At 44.5% G+C, this 24,837-nt stretch carries 20 protein-coding genes; 4 read left to right on the plus strand and 16 right to left on the minus strand.

Features of this window, described 5'->3' with window-relative positions:
• The first annotated feature begins 17 nt into the window (after positions 1–17).
• Positions 18–710 carry an N-acetylmannosamine-6-phosphate 2-epimerase gene (locus ACSR9O_RS04535; RefSeq protein ID WP_230177422.1) on the plus strand — a complete coding sequence of 231 codons (693 nt, stop codon included), beginning with the start codon at positions 18–20 and terminating at the stop codon, positions 708–710.
• A 117-nt stretch (positions 711–827) separates the two neighbouring features.
• Positions 828–1,706, plus strand: coding sequence for a MurR/RpiR family transcriptional regulator (locus ACSR9O_RS04540; RefSeq protein WP_230177135.1), 879 nt, complete (start codon positions 828–830; stop codon positions 1,704–1,706).
• A 120-nt stretch (positions 1,707–1,826) separates the two neighbouring features.
• Here the strand turns inward: ACSR9O_RS04540 and ACSR9O_RS04545 are convergent, their stop codons facing one another.
• From ACSR9O_RS04545 to ACSR9O_RS04585, 9 genes are all read right to left on the minus strand, one after another.
• On the minus strand, positions 1,827–2,276 hold the full coding sequence (locus ACSR9O_RS04545) for a YfmQ family protein (RefSeq protein ID WP_491724004.1): 450 nt from the start codon (positions 2,274–2,276) through the stop codon (positions 1,827–1,829).
• Positions 2,277–2,512: 236 nt separating this feature from the next.
• Positions 2,513–2,707: a hypothetical protein gene (locus ACSR9O_RS04550; RefSeq protein WP_101224389.1), complete on the minus strand. Its 195-nt coding sequence runs from the start codon at positions 2,705–2,707 to the stop codon at positions 2,513–2,515.
• A gap of 782 nt (positions 2,708–3,489) precedes the next feature.
• Complete coding sequence (gene pdxR, locus ACSR9O_RS04555) at positions 3,490–4,920, minus strand: MocR-like pyridoxine biosynthesis transcription factor PdxR (RefSeq protein ID WP_491724005.1); 1,431 nt, start codon at positions 4,918–4,920, stop codon at positions 3,490–3,492.
• Between the two features lie 58 nt (positions 4,921–4,978).
• Positions 4,979–5,119, minus strand: coding sequence for a hypothetical protein (locus ACSR9O_RS04560; RefSeq protein ID WP_230177130.1), 141 nt, complete (start codon positions 5,117–5,119; stop codon positions 4,979–4,981).
• Positions 5,116–6,684 carry a SagB family peptide dehydrogenase gene (locus ACSR9O_RS04565; RefSeq protein WP_491724006.1) on the minus strand — a complete coding sequence of 523 codons (1,569 nt, stop codon included), beginning with the start codon at positions 6,682–6,684 and terminating at the stop codon, positions 5,116–5,118. Before ACSR9O_RS04565 ends, ACSR9O_RS04560 begins: the two co-directional genes overlap by 4 nt.
• Before the next feature lie 23 nt (positions 6,685–6,707).
• Complete coding sequence (locus tag ACSR9O_RS04570; protein WP_101224392.1) at positions 6,708–8,651, minus strand: TOMM precursor leader peptide-binding protein; 1,944 nt, start codon at positions 8,649–8,651, stop codon at positions 6,708–6,710.
• A complete protein-coding gene (locus ACSR9O_RS04575) occupies positions 8,648–10,591 on the minus strand; it encodes a putative thiazole-containing bacteriocin maturation protein (protein ID WP_230177126.1) in 1,944 nt (647 codons plus the stop codon). Before ACSR9O_RS04575 ends, ACSR9O_RS04570 begins: the two co-directional genes overlap by 4 nt.
• Before the next feature lie 147 nt (positions 10,592–10,738).
• Positions 10,739–11,008: a heterocycloanthracin/sonorensin family bacteriocin gene (locus ACSR9O_RS04580; RefSeq protein ID WP_148357707.1), complete on the minus strand. Its 270-nt coding sequence runs from the start codon at positions 11,006–11,008 to the stop codon at positions 10,739–10,741.
• Between the two features lie 280 nt (positions 11,009–11,288).
• The gene (locus ACSR9O_RS04585; RefSeq protein WP_491724007.1) at positions 11,289–12,584 is read right to left on the minus strand and encodes a uracil/xanthine transporter; all 1,296 of its coding nucleotides are present in this window, start codon (positions 12,582–12,584) and stop codon (positions 11,289–11,291) included.
• Positions 12,585–12,604: 20 nt separating this feature from the next.
• On the opposite strand from ACSR9O_RS04585, the gene ACSR9O_RS04590 reads away from it, so the two are divergent.
• Positions 12,605–12,736: a hypothetical protein gene (locus tag ACSR9O_RS04590; protein ID WP_491724008.1), complete on the plus strand. Its 132-nt coding sequence runs from the start codon at positions 12,605–12,607 to the stop codon at positions 12,734–12,736.
• A 278-nt stretch (positions 12,737–13,014) separates the two neighbouring features.
• Here the strand turns inward: ACSR9O_RS04590 and ACSR9O_RS04595 are convergent, their stop codons facing one another.
• From ACSR9O_RS04595 to ACSR9O_RS04625, 7 genes are all read right to left on the minus strand, one after another.
• Positions 13,015–14,262 carry an amidohydrolase gene (locus tag ACSR9O_RS04595; RefSeq protein WP_230177124.1) on the minus strand — a complete coding sequence of 416 codons (1,248 nt, stop codon included), beginning with the start codon at positions 14,260–14,262 and terminating at the stop codon, positions 13,015–13,017.
• A 28-nt stretch (positions 14,263–14,290) separates the two neighbouring features.
• Entirely contained in the window at positions 14,291–15,541 is a 1,251-nt protein-coding gene (locus ACSR9O_RS04600; protein WP_491724009.1) for an amidohydrolase family protein, read from the minus strand.
• A 24-nt stretch (positions 15,542–15,565) separates the two neighbouring features.
• On the minus strand, positions 15,566–16,813 hold the full coding sequence (locus ACSR9O_RS04605; protein WP_230177120.1) for an amidohydrolase family protein: 1,248 nt from the start codon (positions 16,811–16,813) through the stop codon (positions 15,566–15,568).
• 607 nt (positions 16,814–17,420) lie between these two features.
• A complete protein-coding gene (locus tag ACSR9O_RS04610) occupies positions 17,421–18,986 on the minus strand; it encodes a glutathione ABC transporter substrate-binding protein (protein ID WP_491724010.1) in 1,566 nt (521 codons plus the stop codon).
• A 100-nt stretch (positions 18,987–19,086) separates the two neighbouring features.
• Positions 19,087–20,586 (minus strand): chlorohydrolase family protein, encoded by a 1,500-nt coding sequence (locus ACSR9O_RS04615; RefSeq protein ID WP_491724011.1) that lies wholly within the window; start codon positions 20,584–20,586, stop codon positions 19,087–19,089.
• A gap of 1 nt (position 20,587) precedes the next feature.
• Complete coding sequence (locus ACSR9O_RS04620) at positions 20,588–22,096, minus strand: amidohydrolase family protein (RefSeq protein WP_260356754.1); 1,509 nt, start codon at positions 22,094–22,096, stop codon at positions 20,588–20,590.
• Between the two features lie 66 nt (positions 22,097–22,162).
• On the minus strand, positions 22,163–23,719 hold the full coding sequence (locus ACSR9O_RS04625) for a glutathione ABC transporter substrate-binding protein (RefSeq protein ID WP_101224402.1): 1,557 nt from the start codon (positions 23,717–23,719) through the stop codon (positions 22,163–22,165).
• Positions 23,720–23,929: 210 nt separating this feature from the next.
• Here ACSR9O_RS04625 and nikC point away from each other — a divergent pair, with 210 nt between their 5' ends.
• The gene (nikC, locus tag ACSR9O_RS04630; RefSeq protein WP_101224403.1) at positions 23,930–24,832 is read left to right on the plus strand and encodes a nickel transporter permease; all 903 of its coding nucleotides are present in this window, start codon (positions 23,930–23,932) and stop codon (positions 24,830–24,832) included.
• Positions 24,833–24,837 lie beyond the last annotated feature (5 nt).

Here is a 24,837-nt window from a genome sequence, read left to right on the forward strand (position 1 = left end):
ATAAGGACGTGTTAAACATGCAACAGGTGCTGGATAAAATTCACAAAGGCTTAATTGTATCATGTCAAGCATTGGAGAATGAGCCGCTGCACAGCTCTTTTATTATGGGACGCATGGCCATTGCTGCCAAAGAAGGCGGTGCGAAGTGCATTCGCGCAAACTCTGTAGCTGACATAATCGAAATCAAGAAAAATGTGGACCTTCCAGTCATAGGGATCATTAAACAGGTGTATGGACAAAACGATGTCTATATCACTCCCACCATGGCCGAAATAGATGCATTGATGGAAACCAAAGCGGAAATCATTGCGACGGATGCTACATCCCGGGTAAGGCCGGACGGTAAAACGCTAAAGCAGTTTTATGGTGAAATAAGAGCAAAATATCCGGATGTTTTACTAATGGCCGATGTATCCACCATCGAGGAAGCCATATACGCTGACGCTTTAGGATTCGATATTGTGGCGCCCACTTTATACGGCTATACGAACGAAACGTTCGGCCAGAAAATATATCAGGATGACTACGCTTTGCTCAAGGAGATAGTAAAAGCAGTGAAAAAAGCGAAAGTGATCGCTGAAGGAAATGTCATAACACCGGAAATCGCCCGCTCTGTATTGGATATGAATGTCCATGCAGTAGTAGTTGGCGGTGCCATTACCAGACCGCAGCAAATCACTAAAAGATTCGTGGACGCTATCCAAGAATAAAAAATGGCACATAGTAATGAAAAGACCCAGACTGACAGCAGTTTGGGTCTTTTTTTCGATTCAAATTGCTGCAAACGTTCCTCCGGTTATTGACGTCCGTACTGGATACATTAAACTATGAATACATATAAGAAATTTGAAATGGGTGATTCAATGGAATATTTAGCAGAAAACCTCATATATGGCATAGAGTGCAGCATGGACAAGTTCACCAAAACAGAAGAAGAATTGGCCAATTATATTCTGCAGCGCCCTGAAGAAGTAAGTCAGTTAACCATTAGTCAAATAGCTAAAAAGCTTCATATTTCACCTGCAACGATTACGCGTTTCTGCCAAAAATTAGCCTTTTCTGGGTTTAATGAGTTCAGGCATGAGTTAAAAAGGTTCGTGGATCTTCGAAAAACACCGAAAAATATGAAGGACATCAAGCAAGTGGATTATTTCGCTAAACTGTATCAAGATCACTTAGGCATCATAGATAATACCTTTCATATAACCACATATGACGATATCCAGAAAGCGGTATCTTTCCTTACACAGGCAAATAAGATACATGTATATGGAATAGGGAGTTCGGGTTTAGCGGCCCAGGAGTTCAAATCCAAGTTTTTCCGGATTGGCTTATCTGTTGAGGCTATTACAGATCCCCACCAGTCAATGATGGACGCAGCTTTAAGTAACGAGAAAAGTGTTGTCATCGGCATTTCCATTTCCGGAACGACTAAAGAAGTGATTTCAGCAGTTAAAATCGCAAAGAAGCAAGGCTCGCTCATCTTGGTCTTTACTGGAGATAAGAATTCCGAGCTCTCACTGCTTGGCGATCTATCGCTATTGGTCACGAGCAAAAACAGCATGCATATGGGACAAAACATCTCTCCATTGCTTCCGCTACTATTACTTTTTGATTTAATATATACAGAGCTGGTTGCTAAAGATTATAAAAACAGGATAAGCATCAGGGAAAAGACTTTAAAGGTATTAACCGAGAACGATTGACTTTCGGCATCTGAAAGTTATCAGTTTGCTTGTTTAGCTGAACCTGAGCGATAGTCCTTTTCGTTATTCTTCATAAAAAAACTGCATCTCCAATTGGGGTGCAGTTCACTTTTATTCCTTTTAAACTAAATTCCTTATTACTGGCATGGAACGTTCTTGAAGGCTCTCGGAAAGAAGACTATACGCCACTACTTTATTCTTGTACTGTTTGACTACGTCCACATGGTCGTTGTACATATACACATATAATCTAACATCGTTTTTTCCTCTTTTAACATCAATTATAATGGGAGTCCCACTGTTCTCTGGATGCAAAAACAATTTCTCGTTCCCGGGAAATATATGATTTTTTTTCAAAAACTTAGCTTCGTTAAAGTAATTAAGCACTTGAATTTTATCTTCACCTTCCAACCGTTTTCCATCAAAGGTTATGATTGAATTCGCGTCACTAATTTCTGAATGTATTTTAAATTTACTCATAATCCAATTCACTGCATCGGTTGGAAGACAGGTAACTAATAATTTAAGCAAACTTAAGATAATTGTCAAAATCAATACAGGCAATGTCATATTTGATCATCTCCGCTACATTATTATTTTAAGAGGCGGTCAGTTTTTCTTTGATGTGACCGTTCTATTAACGTTTCATTTTTTTTTAGGTATCTATCAGATTCTTTTTGTACATATTTCCGTAACATTTGTGAACAAATTCACATTTTTACACAAGCAAATAGAGTATGTCTTACGAATCAAGGCAATATTTCTATGCATTTTGATATACTATTATAATAATCATTCACGCTTTCTTAGGCTGATTTTATTACGAAGTAGATGATACCCACAGTTAATACTAGCGCAAGACCAATATAAATATAACTAAGGTTCAACAAATTCCCTCTCGTTGCTGCAGAATAATTACTATCACTCTTCCCCGTTAATGAAAGGGTGCCAACCAGAGCAACTAAACTAATGGCCACTACTAATATTACACTTATCGTCATGATTCAACGCCTCCAAATATTATTATCCATTACCTTGATCCATTTAAAATCATTCCGATACCCATCGTAGATCGCGCTTCATGTTTAATGAGTAGATATATTAGAAAAAGCCCACTTCTCTATAATAAAAGAACAACCAATTTTTGGACCATCCAATTAAGTGAAATTTCCACCATCCACTTGCTGAATTCTTTCGTAATATACATAGAAAAGTGCAAAGCGCTACCGAAGAAATGGCTAAGATACCGCGTAATGCAGGAACTCAGGCCTGACTTGTATCCAGCAAAAAAGACCTTCAACTCCTCGGGTATGGTTAATATTTTTAGATGTTGATTTCCACTCCAGGCACTCGCTTTCCGCGGGCGGTCCGGGAGCCTCCTCGGCGCTCGCCTGCGGGGTCTCCCTTCGACGCGCTTTTCCCGCAGGAGTCTCGTACCTTACGTTCCAATCAACTTTGTTTTAAAATCATGGTTCGAAATGGTCTCATCCTGAACCATGATTTTAAAGAAGACCTGATTACACTTCATGTTTTTTTACTTTTTATATGGATGGAACCCTCATTAGATTAAAGAAATTTGCGACACTCCTGCCGAATTACTGGCTAGCCGAGACCCCACAGACGCTTGCGTCGAGGAGGCTTGGCAGACAGTCGGCGGAAAGGGAGCGGATTTCTGAAATCAACACTTTTTAATAAAAAAACTGCAGGCAAACTGAGTTTTCATCAAGTTTGTCTACAGTCTGGAATCATCATGACTCTTTCTCGTGAATATCAAAGCGTATGATTATAAACTTTTTACCGCCTCTGCAAACCTTTTGATGCCTTCGTGAATGGAAGCCTCATTTTCCCTTGCAAAAGTAAATCGTACGTATCCCTCATCTGTACCTAGCGTTGAACCCGGAACATATATGACTCCCCTTTTGATGGATTCCTCCAGTAACTTTATTTCGTTCAATGGCACTTTCAGCTTACACCACAAATGAATTCCGCCATTTGGCGAATAATATTCAACTTTTTTTGGCAGGAATTGTTGAAGACTCGAAACCATTGCATCCCTTCTATTTTCCAGATGCCCCCTTAAGCCGGCAATATGGGCAGGAAAATACTCTGAATCCAAAAAATCGTTTGCTATCCATTGAGTGTATGAGCCATGACCGAAGTCAACCTGCTGCTTAGCATCAGATAGTCTATCTATGACTGGTTTCGGTCCAATGATCCACCCAATTCTTAAACCGGAAGCAACAATTTTTGACAAAGAGCTTATATATAAAACATTTCCGTTGTTGTCCATCGATTTAAGAGTGGAAATTTCTTCACCGGCAAAGGAAGTTAAACTATAAGGATCGTCCTCTATGACCGGTATTCCATATTCGGATGAAAGTTCAAGAATCCTTTTACGACGGTTGATATGAAGGACAGTTCCTGTAGGATTTTGAAATATGGGGTTCAAAAAAATCATCCTGATCCGATGTTTTTTATGGAGTTCCAGTAAATCCTCTGGGTTGATGCCATCTTTATCAACTGGTAAAGGAAAAATTCTTAGCCCTGCGGATTGAAAGATGGGAAGGTTGTAACTATATGAAGGATCTTCCAACACGACGGCATCACCTGGCTTTAACAAGCATTGGACCACCAGATGCAGGGCTTGCTGTGCACCAGAAGTAATGAGTATGGAAGATGGATCCGTGTCAATTCTCCTATACTGTTTAACATGATTGGTTATCGTTTCCCTTAAAATTGCATTGCCTTGAGGGTGATCATAACCCAAGCTACCAATGAAGGACCTATTGGAGATGATTTCACGTAAGGGTTGGACTGGAAATAAGTCCTCTGAAAGCTCCCCGCTAGCTAAGTTAATAAGGTTATGCCCTTCCGCCTCTCTACGTATTCTTTGGGTTACTGGCATATTGGGCAAAAAAGAACCCGCTTCGATATATCTATTCCAGCTGGGTATGCGTTTTCGTGTAATTCCCCAGATATCCTTGCTGATCATCGTTCCGCTACCTTTTATTCGTTCAACCAGTCCATTTGCTTCCAATTCATCATATGCCGCAACAACTGTGCTTCTGTTAACTCCCAGTTCACTTGCCAAGAAGCGTTCAGACGGTAGCGGCTTATCCAATAAAAATGTTCCATCAGCAATTCCACTCTCGATGTAAGCCGCTATTTGTTTATATAAAGGCTTCTTGGAATTTCTGTCAGTTTTCCATTCCATAAGCTACATCCTTTAAATTGTTTAGTTAAAAGCATACTAAATTATTAACTTTAAATACTTATTCATTCCCAAAAGCAGTAAAACCTCTTATTTCAGTATAATCTTCAGCAGAGATTATTGCACTCTGCCGTACTACAAAATAAAAACGAAAGCCTCCATTTCTTAAATGAAATGGAGGCTTTCGTTTCATCTTCTTCAACTATGCAGACTCCCCTTCAGCCAAGGGCGATTCAGATAGTGTCCGATCGGGATTTGGATCAGGCTCGTTTTCCTTTGCGGTCCGTCTATCTTATAAAGTTCATCACACATATTCACATCAAAGCCGAGCAGCGGGTGCCCGTTCATTCCGAGGGCTGATGACGCTAGCAGTAGCTTCTGAACGAGCATCCCCGCCTCCATTTGCTGGATGCGGTATCCTCTATATCCAAGTTGCGTTTTGGATTTGTCCCGCTCACCAACTACATGTATGCAGATCGGCACTTGCTGAAAATTCATGATATCGAGGGACATTCCGTATTGCAATAGGAGCCGATGATCTCCTGGTTGTATCTGTCGTATTGAATGGGTCGTGCTGTCATAATGGTATGCACCATCTTGTATGTCTTCCACATTATATAAACAAGCATAGAGGGAAACGCGATTTTCGTTGTTCTCGTTTGTTCCATCCAAGTCATTTCGATAGGAGAACGAAGCGGTTGCCTCCTGCAGGAGAGCGGCCAGTTGCGATTGACTGACTTTCCCGAGTATAAAGTCCATTTCAGGTGAAAATCGCTTCCGGCAAACTGATGCCAAGTCATAAGACAACCGCTTCACGATAGGAAGGGCTACAATTTTCCCTTCGAATTCCGTCCCATTCTTTGGATTGACCCGCCGGAATGATTGAGTGGATGCCATCATGGATGCTTCATTCATTTTGGTTAGCATCGGAAATTCCCTGATCCTCTGCGACCGAACATAGTGTTCAGGCTGGATATCCGTCAATTCCAGCAATAATTCCGTCGAGGTGACATTTCTGTCCATACTCCTTTCTTCTCTAAATCTAAAAGAAGGTTCTGCCGATAAGGGGATCACCGCATACGTGCTCTCTTCCTCTTCCGAAAGCCCAAGCAGATGATTGATGGCCCGATCAAGAAATTGGAAGCACACCCCGGCGGCGATTCCAAACCGTTTCGCCACTTCGAGCAACTGTCCAAGAAGCACGCCCGCATCCAGACCTTGCAGACGGTATGAAAAGTTATTATATTTGTAGAAGTTTTTCCAAAACATCGTCGATACGAAAACCGTGCCAAAGGATGCTGACATATCAAAGGATTCACCAAGAGCCTTTGTTAAATAGGAATCAAAATCCCCTTCCCGCAGCAAAACCAACCGGTGGTGTGCTGCATCATAATGGTATACGCCAGCAGGTAATCCCTCCATCTTCAAGTATACGTACAATTCACTTGGATACAAAGCTCCCCCTGATGGCGGAAAACGCCGGAATGACTGCATGAGGTCCTCAGATTCCGAAGATCTCGGGACCTGGCTGACTTGGGTCAGGCCATATGCGTACCAGAGGAAATGACCGATTCCTTCAAGGTCCTGCCGTGAAGGCCCGCTGCCCCCCTCGAGCGTCAGCGGTACCTCCAGTGAGAGTGGAAAAACAGGCAAGTCACGGTAAAGCTTATACGTTAGCGGTGCATCTTCCCAATCCACTTCCCAATCCGGCGGACTTGCTTTTTCGATATCAAAATGCAAATTGTGCAAAAATGCCTCTAGACTCATCCTCCAACCTCCTAAGTCACCGCTTATGGAAATGGATGCGGATGCGGATTGAGCTGTTCGAATTCAAGCGGCCGTTTTGCATATCCAAGTTCCATCGGAACCCTCAGTATCCTCTCAAGCCCCGTTATGCGGGTAAGATGATGGCCGAATGTCATCGGCAGCATCCCCGGGATCATCACTTTCACGCAATGTAGTCCATTTCGTGCAATTTCCGGTGTCGTTTGATCCACCACAATCACCTCGAGTTTCAAGCGGCGAAACTCCTGAAGGATTTCCTGCAAATCTTCCGTCAAGTCCGGATGATTGACCTTTTCCCCGTATTCTTCAGCGAAAGTTCGCATCGGGCGGTCATCATCCAGCAGAAACTGCAGTCGCTCTTCGGCTTGCGGTAAACCGTACAGCATGCCATGATCATCCATTTTCCGTACCAGTGAGGAATCATGCAGCATTTTCTCAACCTCATCCTGGTTCTCTTCCAATTTATCGTCAAGGGTCAGCATCATGCCAGCCAGCTCGAAGACCGCGCTTTTCACCGCCCGGACCGGATCCAGATGGGCCCCTGCCGCACAAATAATATTCAACCCTTTTTGTTTCCTGTTTTTTGCCAGCGCCCATACGCTCGGTATACCATGTTCCATCGTTGAGTTAAATAAATGGATATCATATCCCGCTGCCGCCCTTGCCCTGTCAATCATCAGCTCCAGTTCTTTGTCATTTGCTGAATAAGGATCAAGCCGTGTGAGGGGCAGCTGCGCATACCAGGTCAGCAGGAACGAATCACGTTCGACCACTTCCATGATGCCGTAGAAAATGGCCTCCTCCAAACTTCCCCCTAGAGCACATCCATTGGAAGTTTCATAGACAAATCCATGACCGCAGCCCAAGCTGTAATAGGAAAGCAATTCCGGGACCAAGATTGGCCGCTCTTGCAAAAATGAGTGGCCCCACACCCAATCTATCGAGCGGTCAGGATTAAACGGTTGAAACGGGAAATCCCTCTGTGCATAATTTTCCTTCGAATGTACCCCTATCCTGATGGGATCGAGCGCAAAATCTTTCAGGTTGTTGTAGCTGTCATGAATGACTGTCCGTTTGCCGCGGGGCTCCATTCCGCAATACCTTTCCAATCCCTCCAATATGGCCGTCATCTCACTGACCTCATATGATAGAGTCCGGCCCGCCGACCCCTCATCTCCTATGAACAAAGGCAAATTAACACTTACATCGGCAAATGGCGGTACAAGGTCTATCATTTTATTATTCAAGAATCCTGTTCGGTGGTCCAAGTAATCCTTGGCCAGAACTTCATTCAGCTCCTCCATCGAACGGGTACGGTAACTTTCGGGACTGATTTTTGGACTTGGCTTCAACGAAATCCTTGCACGCTCCTTCGAGTCATCAGGTAATGTTGAGCAAACCTGACACAATGGGTCAGGTAAAAAAGAGTGCCACGAACCATTCAGCGTCTTCAGGCTGATTAATGATACATGCCCTTCCGACCGGGCGCGTTCTCCTTTCATCACCTTCCTTACCTCTGCACAAATCAAGTGGGCCATCTGTAAAAGGCCTGTGCGGGATGCCGCCGGATCACGCTCTATCCCCCCATTTTCCTGCAGCTGTTGGCGGATTCCCCACATTTCCTTTCGATCACGCCCGGCCATGAGATACCTTTGGTCCGCGCACTGTGAGCAGCCTGGAACACCCGGGCGCACCAGCGGACCTATCACTCCCTCTCCAAATGATACAAACCCCCGCAGCCATGGAATGCCCGCTTTCCCTATCACCTCTTCCGCCTTTACATGGTCAGCGGGATTCCAGGCATCTTGCAGCAGAAGGACCATGGCCGTCGTTTGCGGGATTCCTGCCTCGAAATCGGTATGGCGATTTACCTGATATTGGCCGGACAGGTCCCCATGAACATGGTCGGCCAACACTCCTTCCCCGACAACCAATACGTCAGTTTTCACCCTGATTCCTCCTCTCGCAAAAACACCCCAAACACACCTGCAATTTCTTCCTTCAAGAAAGGTTCCAGATCTATTTCGAAAACGTGGATTCGCTTACTGTTCTTCTTCAAGACTTGAATGGCGGACTGTACCAGTTCGAGATTCCCTTTCACCCCGCATGAAGGAATCACAAGATCGACCTTTTCTTCTTCAAGAACAGGCGATGCCACTAAACCTGGAGCTGTTAAGCAAACGGTCTGGTTTTGGACTTTCATGACGGCCTTTTGCAATGCGTTCCGTAATGCGATCGTAACATTCAAACCGACAGCGCCGGACCAGCCATCGCTCGTTCCTGCCCAAACTACCGGGAAGCCTGACACTCCCTCACCCAAGGCGATGATTGGATCTCCCTGCAGCCGGGTCAACGCTTGTAGATAATACCTGCAGCGCTCATCTTCCACTTGAGCCAATTGCACCGTCACAAGTTTCTCTTGGTTGAACCGCTTATTTAAAAACTCTGTATCCAAACTGCTTTGCAGTCCACGGCAAACACATTCAGCAAATGTTTCCCCTGCTCCGACACCGATCGATTCCTTTATTTCGTCTGCTCCCCGAAGCGGAGGAAGAGTCGCAACAAGTTGGCTGAGTGTTTGGGATACATATGCTTCAACTCCTGCAAGACCGCATTCCCTCCTCGCTTCCTCATGCGTCAGATCTGAACGGATGATTTCGGGCAGGAGTTCTGCCGGACCGGACGATAGCGGATCAACAGCCTGAACGCGGCATTGAGCCAGCGGCAGCTGTTTTAAATCCCCCTCATCCCAATGATGAAAGATACCGGATTCCGAGGATGTCAACCGGCTGAAATACATAAATACTTTCCCCGGCTCAACCGGGTCCGAATTCTGTTCAAGCCGCCGTTCAAAATCTTCAATCCATGCAGCACTCCCTTTTCCCGTCACCCCCGGGTGGGGAATGAACGGATGCCACTTTCCCTCCAATGTATCCATATCCAACAGATAAAATTGATTGGCTTGTTCTGCTTTCATAACTCCTGTAGCGTCTTTAAACCATTCGAATACCATTATATTGGCTAACATCGCTCCGGCTGTGGCGGAAAAGGAAGATGATGTCTGATTCTTTTCCAGCTCAGCTTGATGTAAACGATGCCAGGCTGACTCCCAACAACCATTTGAATCTGGATGGACAAGCGGACCAGCCATGCCTACTTGATTGATGATCATTGCAGGAAACAGGGTCTTTTCCCCTTGCCTGCAAACCGAATGAAGTTCTCTTAATTCCTCTATATCACCCTCCTGTGACACATATAATATCGAGTGAAAGGGCCGCACGATCTCCCGCCAGGCAATCTCTGTTCCCTTTTCAAGCACGACCTCCTCTATCACAACCTCTTCGTCCGTCTTACGCGCATGTGCCACGATTTCATTCAATCTCTTTCTATTGGTCGGTACCGTGTCCGTAATGAAGATATGGAATGTGGACAATCCGGATTCAATCAGTGAGGACACCAATGAAAGGAACAATGGACCAGAGCCTATAGCCAACGCCTTTTTCTTTCGATAAGTTTCAAAACGGTAAGCCCCGGAATCGCCGCAACTTTCCAGGAACTCGATTTGCGAAGCATACCTTTCAAGAACTTGTTCCCTTAATTGATGGGGACTGTCCTGACTTACATCCCGAACAAACCCATTACCGTACAAAACCTCGGCAATTTCCATCACCCGGTTCCGGTATGGGCCAGGCAATCCATCCGTCAACTCGCTTAATGTATGGTTCCCATTGAACATCGGTAATAACTTTTCAATCCATTGAACGATCGAGCTGCCCTCCATACGGAATGAACTTATGTTATTCCTGAAATACACACCTCTGTTTGGTTCCGGAAGAAAAAACGTATCCCTTTTCACTTTTAAACGCATAGAAGGGGTCAAATTCACCATTCCGCTCCTCCTAACCCGAAGCATTCTAAGTACTGCTATTAGCACTTCACTTTAATCCTATGTACGACAATTTGTCCCTTATGTCTAATGCAATAAAGAAAAGTCCCTGCTACACCGCAGGGACTTTTCTTTAGAAGACCTGAAACCTTAATGGCCGCAACGTCCGCAACGTCCGCAACGACCGCCGCAACCGCCGCAGCGTCCGCATCCACCACAGCGTCCGCATCCACCACAGCGACCTCCGCAACCAAAGCAGCCAAAGCACAAGAAACAGCCAAAACAACCAAAGCCGCCCACACCTATGAATTGTCGAGACGAATCATCCAAATTGTACTGGTTTTGCTCCCAAGGAACTGGCTGAGTCACCTGGAAATCATCGACATTCAGATTTTGCAATTGATTTTGAAATTCATACATTTTATATAACCTCCGTGTATTAATTTATAAGGCAACGCTTAGAACGGGAAATCAAAACGAAATGGTCAGGGAATTAACAGCACATCAAATACTCCCTCCAACAAAATATGTAAAGGGAGTGGGTATTGCTACTGATTAAAACGCCTATTTTCACTAAAAAAACAAAAACCAGAAGGCAAACACCCTTCCGGTTTTCATGATCGTCTCTTAAATTAAGTCATTAAAAGTCACTTGGCATTTTCGTTTTCCTTTATGTATAGCCATTTCAATCGAAGTCACATTAGTTCAGCAGTTGTTCATATCGATTCCAGTTTACCGATTTTTCCAGCACGATTGATATTAATACGCCCATTATGAGCCCATTGGTCAAAAAGGGCTGTAGAAGCGCGGGAACGTTCGAAAATGCATTAGGAAGGATGTTCATCAAACTTACTCCAATCAATACCGGTACGGCAAGCCTGAAAATCGTATCTGAGGTGAAATGCTGACCCTTGACGCTGTTGAAAGCCGTACCGAACAGCTGTAGATAAGCAACGAACAATACTGCATTCCCGACTGTTATCGGCATGGTGGCCAGGAAAGAGATGAAAGGAGGAATGAGCCCAATTATGGTCAATAACATGCCTCCAAGTAAGAAGGGCCTCCGCTCATAGATTTGAGTGCTCTGCAAAAATCCGATGGATGAAGTAAAAGGTGTATACGGAACAAGACCTAGCATCGGAGCGAAAATGGTAAAGCCGCCAGTCATGAATAAAGAATTTCGATACTGCTTGTGTTCAGCTTCATCGCCGATTAATTCCGATGCAGCCTGAATCGAAGCGAACGTGTTGCACAAATTCAGTAATCCTGCAAAAAAGGAAATCGCTATGATCCCGAATTCCAGGTTTGGAGCACCTAATGGGAAAAATGAAAAAGCGGCACCCGTCGAGCCCATTTCTCCCCCGGCCTCCGGAAATAGCAGCTCGTAAAAAATCCATCCCACCATAATTCCGATCAATATCGAGAAATTGCTTATGGTCCTTGGACCTTTTATCTTTAGTATACTTACTAAAAGTACAATCCCCACTGATAGGAAACTGACCGGGATGTTGATTTCCCCATTCTCCGTTATCCCCAGCATCCCCTTAAAAAAGACAAAAATGAGCTGGAACGTCAGAAGGAATAAATAAACCGTCATGACCATGGGAGTGAAAATCTTCTGGACATAAGAAATAAGGTTGAAGGCAGAAATAATGACAGTCACGACACCAGCGGCAATGAGTCCAGTAGCAATTCCCCCTCCTATCTCGGCATAACCTAGCCCTATGGATGGTGCAGATAGTCCTAAATTCAACATCACTCCCCACAATAGACCGGAGTGACCTTCCATAAGTGGATACTTATGCCCCTTCCACCCCTGAAACACGCAAGCGATCCCGGTGAAAATGAGCGAGCTTCTCATGGTCATTTCCGTGACATTGGGAGGAAGATCAAAAGCTGCGCCAATAGATATGGGCACTACTACCGTATTTGCAAAAATAAAAAACAACCATTGAAAAGAAGAAAATAGAGTCACAGAAGATCTCCAACTTTTCATAGATTCCATCTCCTTTGAACATGATACTTTTTAAAGCTCATGGTGAATTTCAATTGCCCTTCCCTTCAAAGGCGATAGGGCAACATCATGATAGTAAACGCGGTCCCCCGAGGGTCGCTGCCATTGCTGGACAGATGTTTTATGGCATATGATCTTTGCAGATCGCATGCAAAATGATAACGTTACCATTAATAGTAACAAAGACTGAGTCTCCCTGCTAATTTGTTGGCTTGACTACTGTTGCAAGGCAAATGGGCAATCAGAAGCGAGACCGTTTTAAATATATTGGGGTATAACAGTAATGAAATGAGAGCAAAAAAAACACTTCCTCAGCATATAACATAAGTAAGTAAAAGTACATGGAAGCCGTTCCATACCCAAAACGAAAAAGGAAATCCGGAAGTATCCAGAATTCCTTTTTCGTTTAGTACTACCGTTCAATTGACTGCTTTTGTTTATATAGTGAACCGGCAACTAAGTTCCCCTTGTAAATGACCGCTTTACGTTCAGAACGCCTGGCAACTGCCTCTGCCGAACAGCTTGCGTCAATCAACACAAGACTTGCAGCATCCCCCGCCTTCGGCCATACCCTGTTACCCTTTTCATCCAATGGGGTTTTTCCCCCAGTTATATACCCGAGTGTTCGGGAAAGTGAGACTTCATCAATCCATTTGAAACGTTCTGCGAGCCTCCCTGCTCTCTCTAGGATGTCACCATTCCCTAGAGGTGACCATACATCAAAGATATTATCATTTCCTACCGATACTTCAACCCCTCTTTCTTGTAATAAATCAACAGGGGGCATCTGCCTGTTAATAGGGACACTGGTGACGATGGAAATCCCCGCATCCCTCAGAACGTCAGCCAGTTCATAGGCTTCTTCCCTGGATACGTCCCCGATACCGAAAGCATGGCTTAATGCCACCCTGCCTTCCCAGCCCGCTTGCTTTGTCAGAGCTGCCAAACGTTTCATGGTGAACGTGCCCAGATGGCCTGGATCATGTAAATGCAAATCCACATCAGCGTTCGCTTCCACTGCTAAATCCATCAATTGAACCAGCGATGCTTCAATATTGTTATCGACTGTCGCTGGATCCACCGCCCCGACGATTCCTGCTCCGTTTCGCAATGCCTCCCTGACAAGCTTGACAGAACCGGACCTCAGCAATCCGTGCTGCGCAAATGCGACGATTTCCGAACTGAGTCTATTGGAATAGCCTTCAAGCGCCTGTTGTACTTGATCTAAGTTTTGCAAGCCCACTTCCGGATAGATATCAACGTGAGTACGGATATGTGCAGATCCAGAAGCTAAAAGGATTTCCAGTAATGATTCTGCACGTTTACATGTGCTTGTTGCAATGGAAGGCAGCACCCTCTTCTCATTTTCAAAGCGTTCAATTACACTTGAAGAAGGAGTGCACGCCCTCCAAACATCCCCCATCAGTGTTTTATCAAGATGAACATGCTTTTCAATGAAGGATGGTAACGCCAGCAATCCTTTTGCATCTTCCACTGGTAAATCATCACGTATGGCTTCTCCATCTTTGACAATCTTCGTGATCTTTCCATCCTCCATCAACAGATGAAATAGCCCGGTCATCGTTCCTGTAACTCTACCATTCTCTTTTCGGTAGCCACATTCCAAACGAACATTCTTTAACCAATAGATTGTATTCATGATCTTCATCCCTTCTTGATATAGACCTTCAATTCTTCTTCAAGGCAAATTCGCGATCGAGTCCGCCAAAAACCACATTTCCATCGACCATAACGGCAGCACGCGTCGATCTCCTGGCAACTGCCTCGGCAGCACATGATGCATCCACAAAAACCATACTTGCGTCATTTCCCACATTCGGCCATAAACGATTACCTTCATGGTCCAGTGTCTTGACCCCGCCCGTAATGAATTGAAGCGATTGGGACAATGCATACTCGTCCTTCCAGTTATACCTCTCGGCCAATCGGCCGGCCTTTTCCAGCATATCTCCGGTACCGAATGGTGACCAGGAGTCATAAAAGCCATCGCATCCGAGAGCAACATGGACACCTTTTTCATGCAGTGAATCAATCGGGGGAATGACCCGGTTAATCGGAACCGTAGACATGACGGCTATCCCCAGGTTTGATAATTCACCGGCCAGTTCATTTGATTCTCCGATTGAAACATCACCAAGTGCGAAAGCATGACTGATGGCCGCTCTGTTTTTCCACCCTGCTTCATCTATCAAAGAAGCCAGTTTCTTGATCGTATATAAACCAAGATGACCGGGATCATGTATATGAATATCAATATCTGCATCAAATTCAACGGCCAGATCAACCATTTCATATAGGGAAGCTTCTATATTATTATCCACTCCGCCAGGATCCAGGCCGCCCACTAATGACGCCCCTTCTTTCATCGCCTGTCTCATCATCCCTTTTGAATTCGTTCTTAGCAGTCCATGCTGCGGGAAAGCCACGATCTCGTATGTCATTTTCCCACTGAAACTACTTAGCGCCTTTTGAATTTCTTCCAAGTTCTTCATACCGATGTATGGATCGATGTTAACATGCGTCCTTACATGCGTTGCCCCGCCGCTTAACAATAGTTGAAGCATCCGTTCAGCCCGGAGCCGCCCGGTTTCAGCCAGTTCAGCAAGCTCTTTTGCTTCTAATTTTAAGCGTTCGATTAAGTTCGGAACCGGAGTGCATGATTTCCATGGCAGTCCTAAATAAGTCTTGTCAAGATGGTTATGCATCTCTTTAAAAGGAGGAAGTGCAAGCAGCTTTCCCGCGTCGTGAACAGGACCATCCGTTTTCAAAGGCATAGTTGAAGCCAATTGCAAATCCTTTATGACCCCATTTTGTATATACATGTTGTATGTAGCTGTCTTCGTCCGATCAATTCGTTCATTCTCAAAAACAAATCCACTATCAAGCGTAACGTTTGTAAGCCAGTATGCTTCATTCATCAAATCACTCTCTTTAATAGAAGATTAAACACCTGTCGTCTCAAAAGATGAAATAGATCCGCTAACAACATTGCCCCTGAAGATGACAGCGGCACGCTTTGCCCTTCTAGCCACCGCTTCCGCTGAACAGCTTGCTTCAAGCAAAACGATATTTGCCTCATCCCCGACATTAGGCCATGTCTTGACCCCGTCTTGGTTTAATGGGGTCTTCCCACCTGTTATGAATTGCAGGCTTTGCGCTAAGGAACGTTCTTCAATCATGCGGAACCTCTCTGCAAGGCGACCGGCCTTTTCCAAATTGTCCCCGATGCCAAAGGGTGTCCAATGATCAGTGATGCTATCATTACCCAATTCGACTTTCACCCCTTTTTCATGAAGCAGGGGGATGGGGATCGTTCTGAAGATGGGCACTGTGGATGTAATCGATATGCCTGTTTCCGAAAATCTTTCGGCGATGCCCGTTGCCTCCGGGACTGAAAGATCTGCCAAACCGCTGGCGTGGCTAACCGTTACCCTTCCTTGCCAGCCTGCGTCTTCCGTAAGTGAAGCTAGGCGTTGCATGGTGAAGAGACCAAGGTGATCCGGATCATGTAAATGGACATCGATATCGGAATTGTATTCAACCGCGATATCCATGATCGTTTCAAGTGACCGCTCTATGTTTTCATCAATGGTGGCTGGATCCACGCCTCCTACCAGATTTGCCCCATTCCTCATGGCCTCCCTTACTAAACCAGCGGAATTGCTGCGTAATAGTCCATGCTGCGGAAATGCGACGATTTCATACGTCAATTTATCACTATATCCTTCCAGTGCCTGAATGGTCGCCTCTAAGTTTTTCAGTCCTATAACGGGGTCAATGTTGCAATGTGTGCGTATATGGGTAGATCCGAAGTCCAATAATAAATCCAGCATTTTCTCTGCTCTTACTTTAGCGGTAGGCAATAATTCTGGCAGTAAAACCTGCTCTTCCTCTATCCGGGTTTTCACGCCATTAATGGCAGGCATGCAAGCCTTCCACGGACCGCCATAGTAGGTTTTATCTATGTGGATATGCATTTCCTTAAACGAGGGGACCATCAGGAGACCATGAACATCATGCTGCGGGTCCTGATCCGTTATCGATTCCTTCGCCAATAAAATGGAGGATATTTTTCCATTTTCAATCTTGATGTGGTAATGACCGGTTTCAGTGCCGGTGATCGTTTCATTTTCATTATAAGTAAAACCATTTTCCAAGCGTACATTCGTCAACCAATACGATTGAGACATTAAACTCACCCTTCCATTCAGATTGAACATGCATCACTTTCATTATAGTTTTAAAGATCAGCAAATAATTTCAGAATTTTTACTCGTTTTTATGTTATTTTTACTTATTGTGCCAAAGAAAAAGGCTCCCTAAAATGGATGAACTCTTTCAGATTGGAGACAACTCTATGAAAACTCAGTTTGCCTGCAGTTTTTTATTTAATAAGTTCAATTGATTTAGAAAGCCGCTCCCTTTTTTTGTAGACGTTGATTGAAACGTAAGGCACTCGCTTTCCGCGGGCGGTCCGGGAGCCTCCTCGGCGTTTGCGCCTGTGGGGTCGTGCTTTTTCGCAAATCTCTTCAATCCAATGAGGATACGATCTAAATGTTCTAACAAAGTTGATTGGAACAAGGATTGGAGTCCGAAAAGTGAGGTAGCATTCGAACTACCCAACACTATATTCGACCGTTCACGAATTTTTTTCGACCTTCTGAGGAAATGAAAATGCTTTGGGTCAATTGGTTCGGGAACATCATTTGATTAAATATCGTTTTCCGAACCCCCATTCGTTTTACAAACTGAAAGGCTCACCCTAAAATGGATGAACCCTTTGTTCTTATCTGCGCATCACTTTATCGTTACGTCATTTATCTCCAGATAACCTGAGGGGCTGATTGAAAATCCTTTTACATCTTTCGCGACTGCAGCAACATTTTCTATGACCCTTACAGGAATATACGGGGTGTCACCCATCTCGATTTCCTGTGCCTCTGCGTATAGTTCTTTGCGCTTCTCTTCTTCTTTTTCCTTCCTGGCGGCATCTATTAAACGATCAACCTTTTGATTGCTGTAAAAGAATGTATTGCCTGCCGCTCCCTGTGAATCGGTATGAAATAGATTATATTGATTATAATCAGCATCGCCGGTCGCGTTTCTCCAACTGATGATGAACATTTCCGATTGCCCTTTATTCACTTGTTCCACGAACGAACCGTACTCCATCACCTGTACCTTCAAATTAATGCCGATACCTTTCAGTTGGGATTGCAGGACCTCGGCCAAGTTAACTCTTTCTTTACTGTCCATTGTCAGGATGGTTGCATCCAAGCCCTCAGAATATCCAGCTTCGGCCATCAGTTTCTTTGCTTCCTTCAGGTTGTAATCATAGGCTTCGAGATCTTCGTTGTACCCGAATACTTTAGAGCCCATCAAGGAGTTCGCCTTTACTCCCACATTATTAAAGACACCCTTGATGATCGAGTCCATTTCAATGGCATGAGCAATGGCTTTACGTACCTTTACATCATTGAACGGTTCATTATTGACATTGAACCCTAAATATTCGGTTCCATACCCTTCACTGCGGTAAACGTCCATTGCCGGTGAAGATTCCACCTGGTCCATTACAGCAACAGGAAGAGGCTCTGCGATATGGGCTTCACCGGTTTCTATCATCGATATCCTCGTGGAGTCTTCCGGGACGACCTTGAATAGGACCTTGTCCACTTTTGGCTCATCTCCCCAATAGCTGTCGTTTTTCTTCAATATGATTTCCTGGCCCGGGGACCATGAATCAAAAACGAAAGGACCTGTTCCATTCGGTTCCTGGATAATCTTTTTGCCATACTTTTCAATCGTTTTCGGACTGATGATTCCGCCTTCATGATTCGCCAATATCGAAAGGAGAGGGGAAAAAGGTTCCTTCAAAATGAATTGCACGGTAAATTCATCAACCGGTTTCACCTCTTTTACCATATCGAATACTACTGCTCTGGGAGAAGCGACCTTCGGATCTAATAGTCGATCAAACGTCTTTTTTACTGCGTCTGCATTAAATGGTGTGCCATCATGAAATTTCACATCTTCCCTAAGCTTGAATTCCCAGGTCGTGTCATTTATTTGCTTCCATTTTTCTGCTAGCATTGGCTGTATCTCACTATTCTCATCCCGTTGTACAAGACCTTCATAGATTTTATGGTGAGTGACGCTAGCGGCGTTAATCGTGGACATGAACTGCTGATCCAAATTCTCGGCGTCGGATAAGCGGGCAATAACCAATGTACCCCCTTCGTTTGATGCTTTGTTCGGATCACTTTCTGTTGTGCTTACGTCATTGTTAGAAGAACAGCCTGTAATGATGATGGCCATGATCATGACTAGAAAAAACTTTCCTGTCCCACGTTTTAACCCCATGGACTTCGACCTCCCAATTTCATTTTTTGAATACTTATCTAATTATAGGAAATATTCTGACTATTCATTTCGAATATCTTTACTATGTTTTTCATTTTCTTTACTTGTTTTCATAAATGGCTTCTGGATCGCTTATCGATTCCACGACCTTGAATGATGGCTTAAACAATTCTTTCTCGGGAAGCTCCTGATAATCCCTTTCCATATATCCTTTTCTCATCTTTTTAAAATATTGCTGCCCCTTATATTTGATTTCCGTTAAATCAAGTTCGGGGATTATTTGATCCTTCATGACCACCTTTCCATTGATGATCGATAATTTAACGTCCCTCCCGGACCCGCTTACGAACATGGTTCGAATCGGATCATCGATTACCCCCATATGAAAACCATCCAAGTCAATCGCGATTATATCCGCCTTGGCCCCAACTGCGATGCGTCCTAAATCGTTCCTGCCAAGAAAGGCGGCCGCATCAAGTGTGGCTGACCGAAAGAAATCGGCATATACAGAGCCTTCCGTTTCTCCTTCCGCCAGCCGTGAGAGCATGCTGCCTGTCCTAACGTTCTGGAACATATCCGGAGGGAATGTGTCCGTTCCAAGGGCTATATTAATCCCAGCCCGTTTATATTTGGCAAAAGATTCTAACGCCTCCCCATGCCTCCCAATGATCAGCGGGCAATGAATCACCGTTGTATTCGTTTCAGCTAGCAGCGCCAAGTCATCACCTTGGCCATATTTCGCTTTACTATATCCTGAAACAAAGTGGGCGTGCGGGATCCCTGTTCTTGGACCGAGAAAGCCAAGGTCGTACAAATATCTGATTGGTGTAACATGATGGGCTTCCCAAATGGTGTTGAATTCAAAACTTCCTTGTGCAGCATGAAGCTTTATCGGTACATCCAATTTTTCGCTGTAATATTTAATCTGTTTTAATTGATCGGCCGTTTGAGACTCTATTCGTTCTGGAGCAAGCATACTCCTGACCATGCCTTCATGGGCTCCATCGAATTTTTCTACAAACTCGATCGCTTTCCGTAATCCCGCTTCACCGGCTTTTTCATCCCAATGCAGTTTAATTTTCCCGTCAGGCTGGATGACTCTCATTCCTGATTGGAAACTCGGACCAAGGTAAATCCTTAACCCCAATCCAGCGGCATGTTCTGCCGCAGCTGCCAATTCATCATAGGTTTCAGCCCAGCTTTTATAAAAAACGGAAGTGATGGGCATCGCCGTCGTCACGCCATGAAGAATGAGTTGTGAATAAGCATATAGTGATTTAAAAGCTTCTTCTTCCTCGGTCATTAATTCAGGATGTCCGCTTTTTATATAATTCTCTGACCAAAGAAGGTTTTTCTGTCTGTCGGCACCGGCTTCAAAATGTAAAATATCATGGTCAATGTCCCCTAATGCATTTAAATCTATGAACCCGGGACTGATAATGGCGTTACCGGCATCCATTACCTTGTCCACTTCTTCAGGATAATTTTTTCCGACATACAGAATCGTGTCTTTTTCATAAACGATTTCTGCATTTTCCAAAATGACATGATCGTATCCATCATATCCAATTACATATCTTCCTTTAAGCTTGGTTTTCATCTTATTCCCCTTTCGCCATCACGGCAGCGTCTTCGCGTTCGTCATATCGCTTTTCATCTACATAGGCCCTGGCATGGCCCCAGAAGTATTTCGTCGGCTGCATATACTTTTCGAGCCCGGCACGCTTTATCGTTGAAAAGGCCTCCTCATTCGCTTCATCAAGCACTGTACTTTCATGGACCGTCCGTACTTTCCTTCCTTCCATGATCAATTTGCCATCCACGATGACATGCTCCACATCATTCGCCACTGCTTGAAATACAAGCCGGTGAACATGCATGAATTCAGGTGTCAGATGAGGCTGATGCAGATTGACCGTAATGACATCCGCTTTTTTCCCGATCTCAAGGGAGCCTATTTCATCATCCCAGCCAATGCATTTCGCAGCATCTATCGTGATCATTTCCAGTAGCTTGCCTGGAGGTAAATAATAGTAGTCCCTAAGCGCTGCCTGGTGAACAAACTGTGTTTTCCTCATTGCCTGAAACATATCAAAGCTTGTGGAAGGGGAAGTCCCATCCGTGGAGATTGCCACAGTTGTCCCCATCTCCAATAATTCGGTTATCGGGGTACGGGCATGAACCTGGCCAAAACCAGGTGATGCACTGACGTTGGTACCTGTTTCAGCCAGTATTCTTGCCTCATCGAAGGAAATGCCCCGACAATGCTGTAAATGGACATCTGGACCCAATAGGGCATTTTCCTTATCCTGTATCGCTAAATGAATCATCCCGCCAAAGGCATCTGAGTGAATTCGTGTTTTATATTTCCTGGCAATCTCCCTTATTTTCTTCGCTTGATAAAGGTCATGATCAGTCAGCCCATAAAGCCTGTCCGGTGAGGTGGGATTCGAGGGATCCACTGATGTAACGATGACAAATGGTGTAATGAAGGCTCTCGTGCGGTCTTCATTCGCATGGTTCAGCGCCTCGATTACAGCTTCCGCCCCCTGTAACACTTCTTCATAGGAAACTTCCCTTACCACTCGCTTTCCGTCGATCCACCGGCTGAATGAATGGGGCCATGGAGGGTTGCAAGGACCCGTGCATACCACATCCCTGATTCCCACTTCGGCGTATGCTTTTGCATGATTGATGGCGAAAATCGGTTCATCGGACCGCGGCATGGATCCTAACACGCTAACCCCAGTTGTCACGCCCGCCTTTAATCTCTCAAGCGAGGATAGCTTTCCTTCGTAATACCAAAAGTCATCCGTAACAAAATGCTTATACGCATTCGTCATGATCGGCATCCAAAAATCAATATTCTCCATTGCAATCGTTTTGAACATGGAATGCCCCCCATGACCATGAACATCTATCAATCCAGGCAATATGCACTGATGGCTGCAATCCATGACTTTAACTGCCTCATACTTCAATTTCAGTTTTTCCGTTGAATCTACGGCTAAAATCCTTCCTTGATGTATGGCAATGGCGCCATCTTGCAGAATTCTCCTGTTTTGATCCATGGTTATCACGGTCCCATGGATTAGCAGTAAATCTATCATATTTTCCCCTCCTAATTGAGAAGGCAGCATAACTTCCTTATGCTGCCTTCCTTTTGTGATGAATTCCTACTTCACGGTTACGTCATCAAGCATTAAATAATTTGCCGGATTCAGCCAAAGTCCTTTAACCGTCCCGCCATATACGGCCAAGTGTTCATAGTTACGGATAGGAACATATGGAACTTCTTCCCTTTCAATTGCCTGAGCCTTGGAATATAGTTCCTTACGTTTATCTCCATCCGATTCTTTACGTGCACTTTCAATCAATTTATCAACTTCCGGATTGCTATAGAATGAACTATTTCCCGCAGCACCTTGGGATTTGCTATTGAAAAGATTGTATTGATTATAATCTCCATCCCCGGTAGCATTGCCCCAGCCGCCTATCGCTACCTGGTGCTCGCCTTTGGCTGTCGCATCAATGTAAGCCCCGTACTCAAGGACTTGAATCTTGACCTTAATTCCAATTCCTTTTAACTGGGATTGAATCACCTCGGCCATATTGATCCTTTCCTTACGATCACTCGTCGTCAATGTAAACTCCAAACCATCCTTGACCCCCGCTTCAGTCAAGAGCTTCTTCGATTCATTAATATCATAGTCGTAGCCTTTTATATCCGGATCATAACCAAACACCTTCGGGCTCATTGTTGAATTCGCCCTCGTACCGACGTCGTTATAAACCCCTTTGATAATGGAATCAACCTCGATGGCATGTGCGACCGCCTTACGGACCCGTACATCATCAAAGGGTTTTTTCTTAACATTGAAGCTTAAGTATTCAACTGCAAGTCCCTCCGTGCGATATAAATCCATCGTGCCTGACGCTTCGATTCTATCAATCTCCGTCACTGGCACTTGATCGGTCACATGTGCTTCACCCGTTTCTATCATTGCAATCCTCGTGGCATCTTCAGGGACAACCTTGAATACCACCCCATCGATCTTAGGCTTATCCCCCCAATAGTCCTTGTTTTTCGAAAGTGCGATTTCTTCACCAGGCTTCCACGATTTAAAAACGAATGGCCCTGTCCCAACGGGGTTTTGAGCCAGTTTGTCACTATTTTCCTTAATCGCTTTAGGGCTGATGATGCTTCCTTCATTACTCACTAAAATCGATAACAGCGGAGCATAAGGATATTTCAGCTTGAATTGTACAGTCGTTTCGTCAACGACTTTAATTTCTTTGATCATTTCCAATTTACCAGCCTGCGGAGAAGCTGTTGCCGGATCCAGTACCCTGTCGAAATTGGTTTTCACCGCTTCGGCATTGAATGGAGCTCCATCATGGAATTTGACTCCCTCCTGCAATTTAAACTCCCAAGTGACATCATCCAGTTGTTTCCACTCTTTTGCGAGCAGCGGTTTAGGGTTCATGTTTTTGTCAGGAACGACCAATGTTTGATAAACCTTTTCATAAACGACGTTTGCAGATGGAATGTCTGTTATGAAATGAGGGTCAAGGGTGGTCGCATCAGATAATCGCGCGACGATCAGCGTTCCTCCTTCCTTCGCTTTTTCTACTGTTTCCTTACTGCCGGTTTCTTCTGTTGCACAGCCTGATAAAACGGATGAGATGCCTAATAAAGAAGCAAAAAGCAACCCAATCATACTTTTTCTCATTCTATTTCCTCCCTTTTCAACCTGCCTTTGTTTCTCCAAGTAACTTTCAGCTATGAGTACATCGGGCTTAATGTAAATTATAAAAAAAAACCGAATTTTATATTTTCAGAATCTTTACTCATTTTTTAATTATCTTTACTGCTTTTCCGCATCATATTTACTTCAATACCTTTTTTGAATAAATTGAATGAAAGAAAAGGAGGAAATCCAATGAAGCCAGAGGTCGTCATCAATAATACCGAATTGAATGTAAAAGAAAGAAAAACTCCGAAACTAAGACACTGGAAAGCTTTTTATAAAAAATTCAAGCGAAATAAATTGGCATTGGTAGGCGGGTACATCGTACTTTTTTATATTTTATTGGCTATCTTTGCACCTTTGATCTCACCTCAGGATCCCTATGAAATTGATTTAGTCAACAAACTCCAGACTCCGTCAGCCGAACATTGGATGGGTACAGATGATAAGGGAAGGGATATTTTAAGCAGATTATTATATGGAACACGGCTTTCATTAACGGTTGGATTTGTCTCTGTATTCTTCGGGGCGTTCATTGGCATACTCCTCGGGTTAACAGCTGGTTATTACGGAAAATGGATCGATACCGTCATTATGAGGATTGTCGATGTTCTGCTGGCTTTCCCGGGAATACTGCTTGCACTTGCGATCATTAGTGCCCTTGGTCCAAGTTTAATCAATGTAATGGTAGCGGTCGGTGTCTTTTCCATACCGATGTTTGCCCGGATTGTACGAGGTTCCACATTGTCAGTCAGGAAGCTGGAATATATCGATGCCATTCGTGCATTGGGAGCAACTGACTTCACGATCATCTGCAAGCATATTTTTCCGAATATTCTATCTCCCGTCATCGTTCAAGCCACATTACGTCTGGCAACGGCCATTCTGTCGGCAGCCGGATTGTCATTCTTGGGACTGGGAGCCCAGCCGCCCTCACCAGAATGGGGCGCGATGCTGAGCAGCGGACGGGATTATTTGTTCAGTGCCCCCCACATCGCTTTGTTTCCGGGGATAGCGATATCAACACTGGTACTTGGTTTCAACATCTTCGGGGACGGACTTAGAGATGCCCTGGATCCAAGAATGAAAAAATAAGGAGG

Source organism: Peribacillus sp. B65 (genome assembly GCF_058513295.1).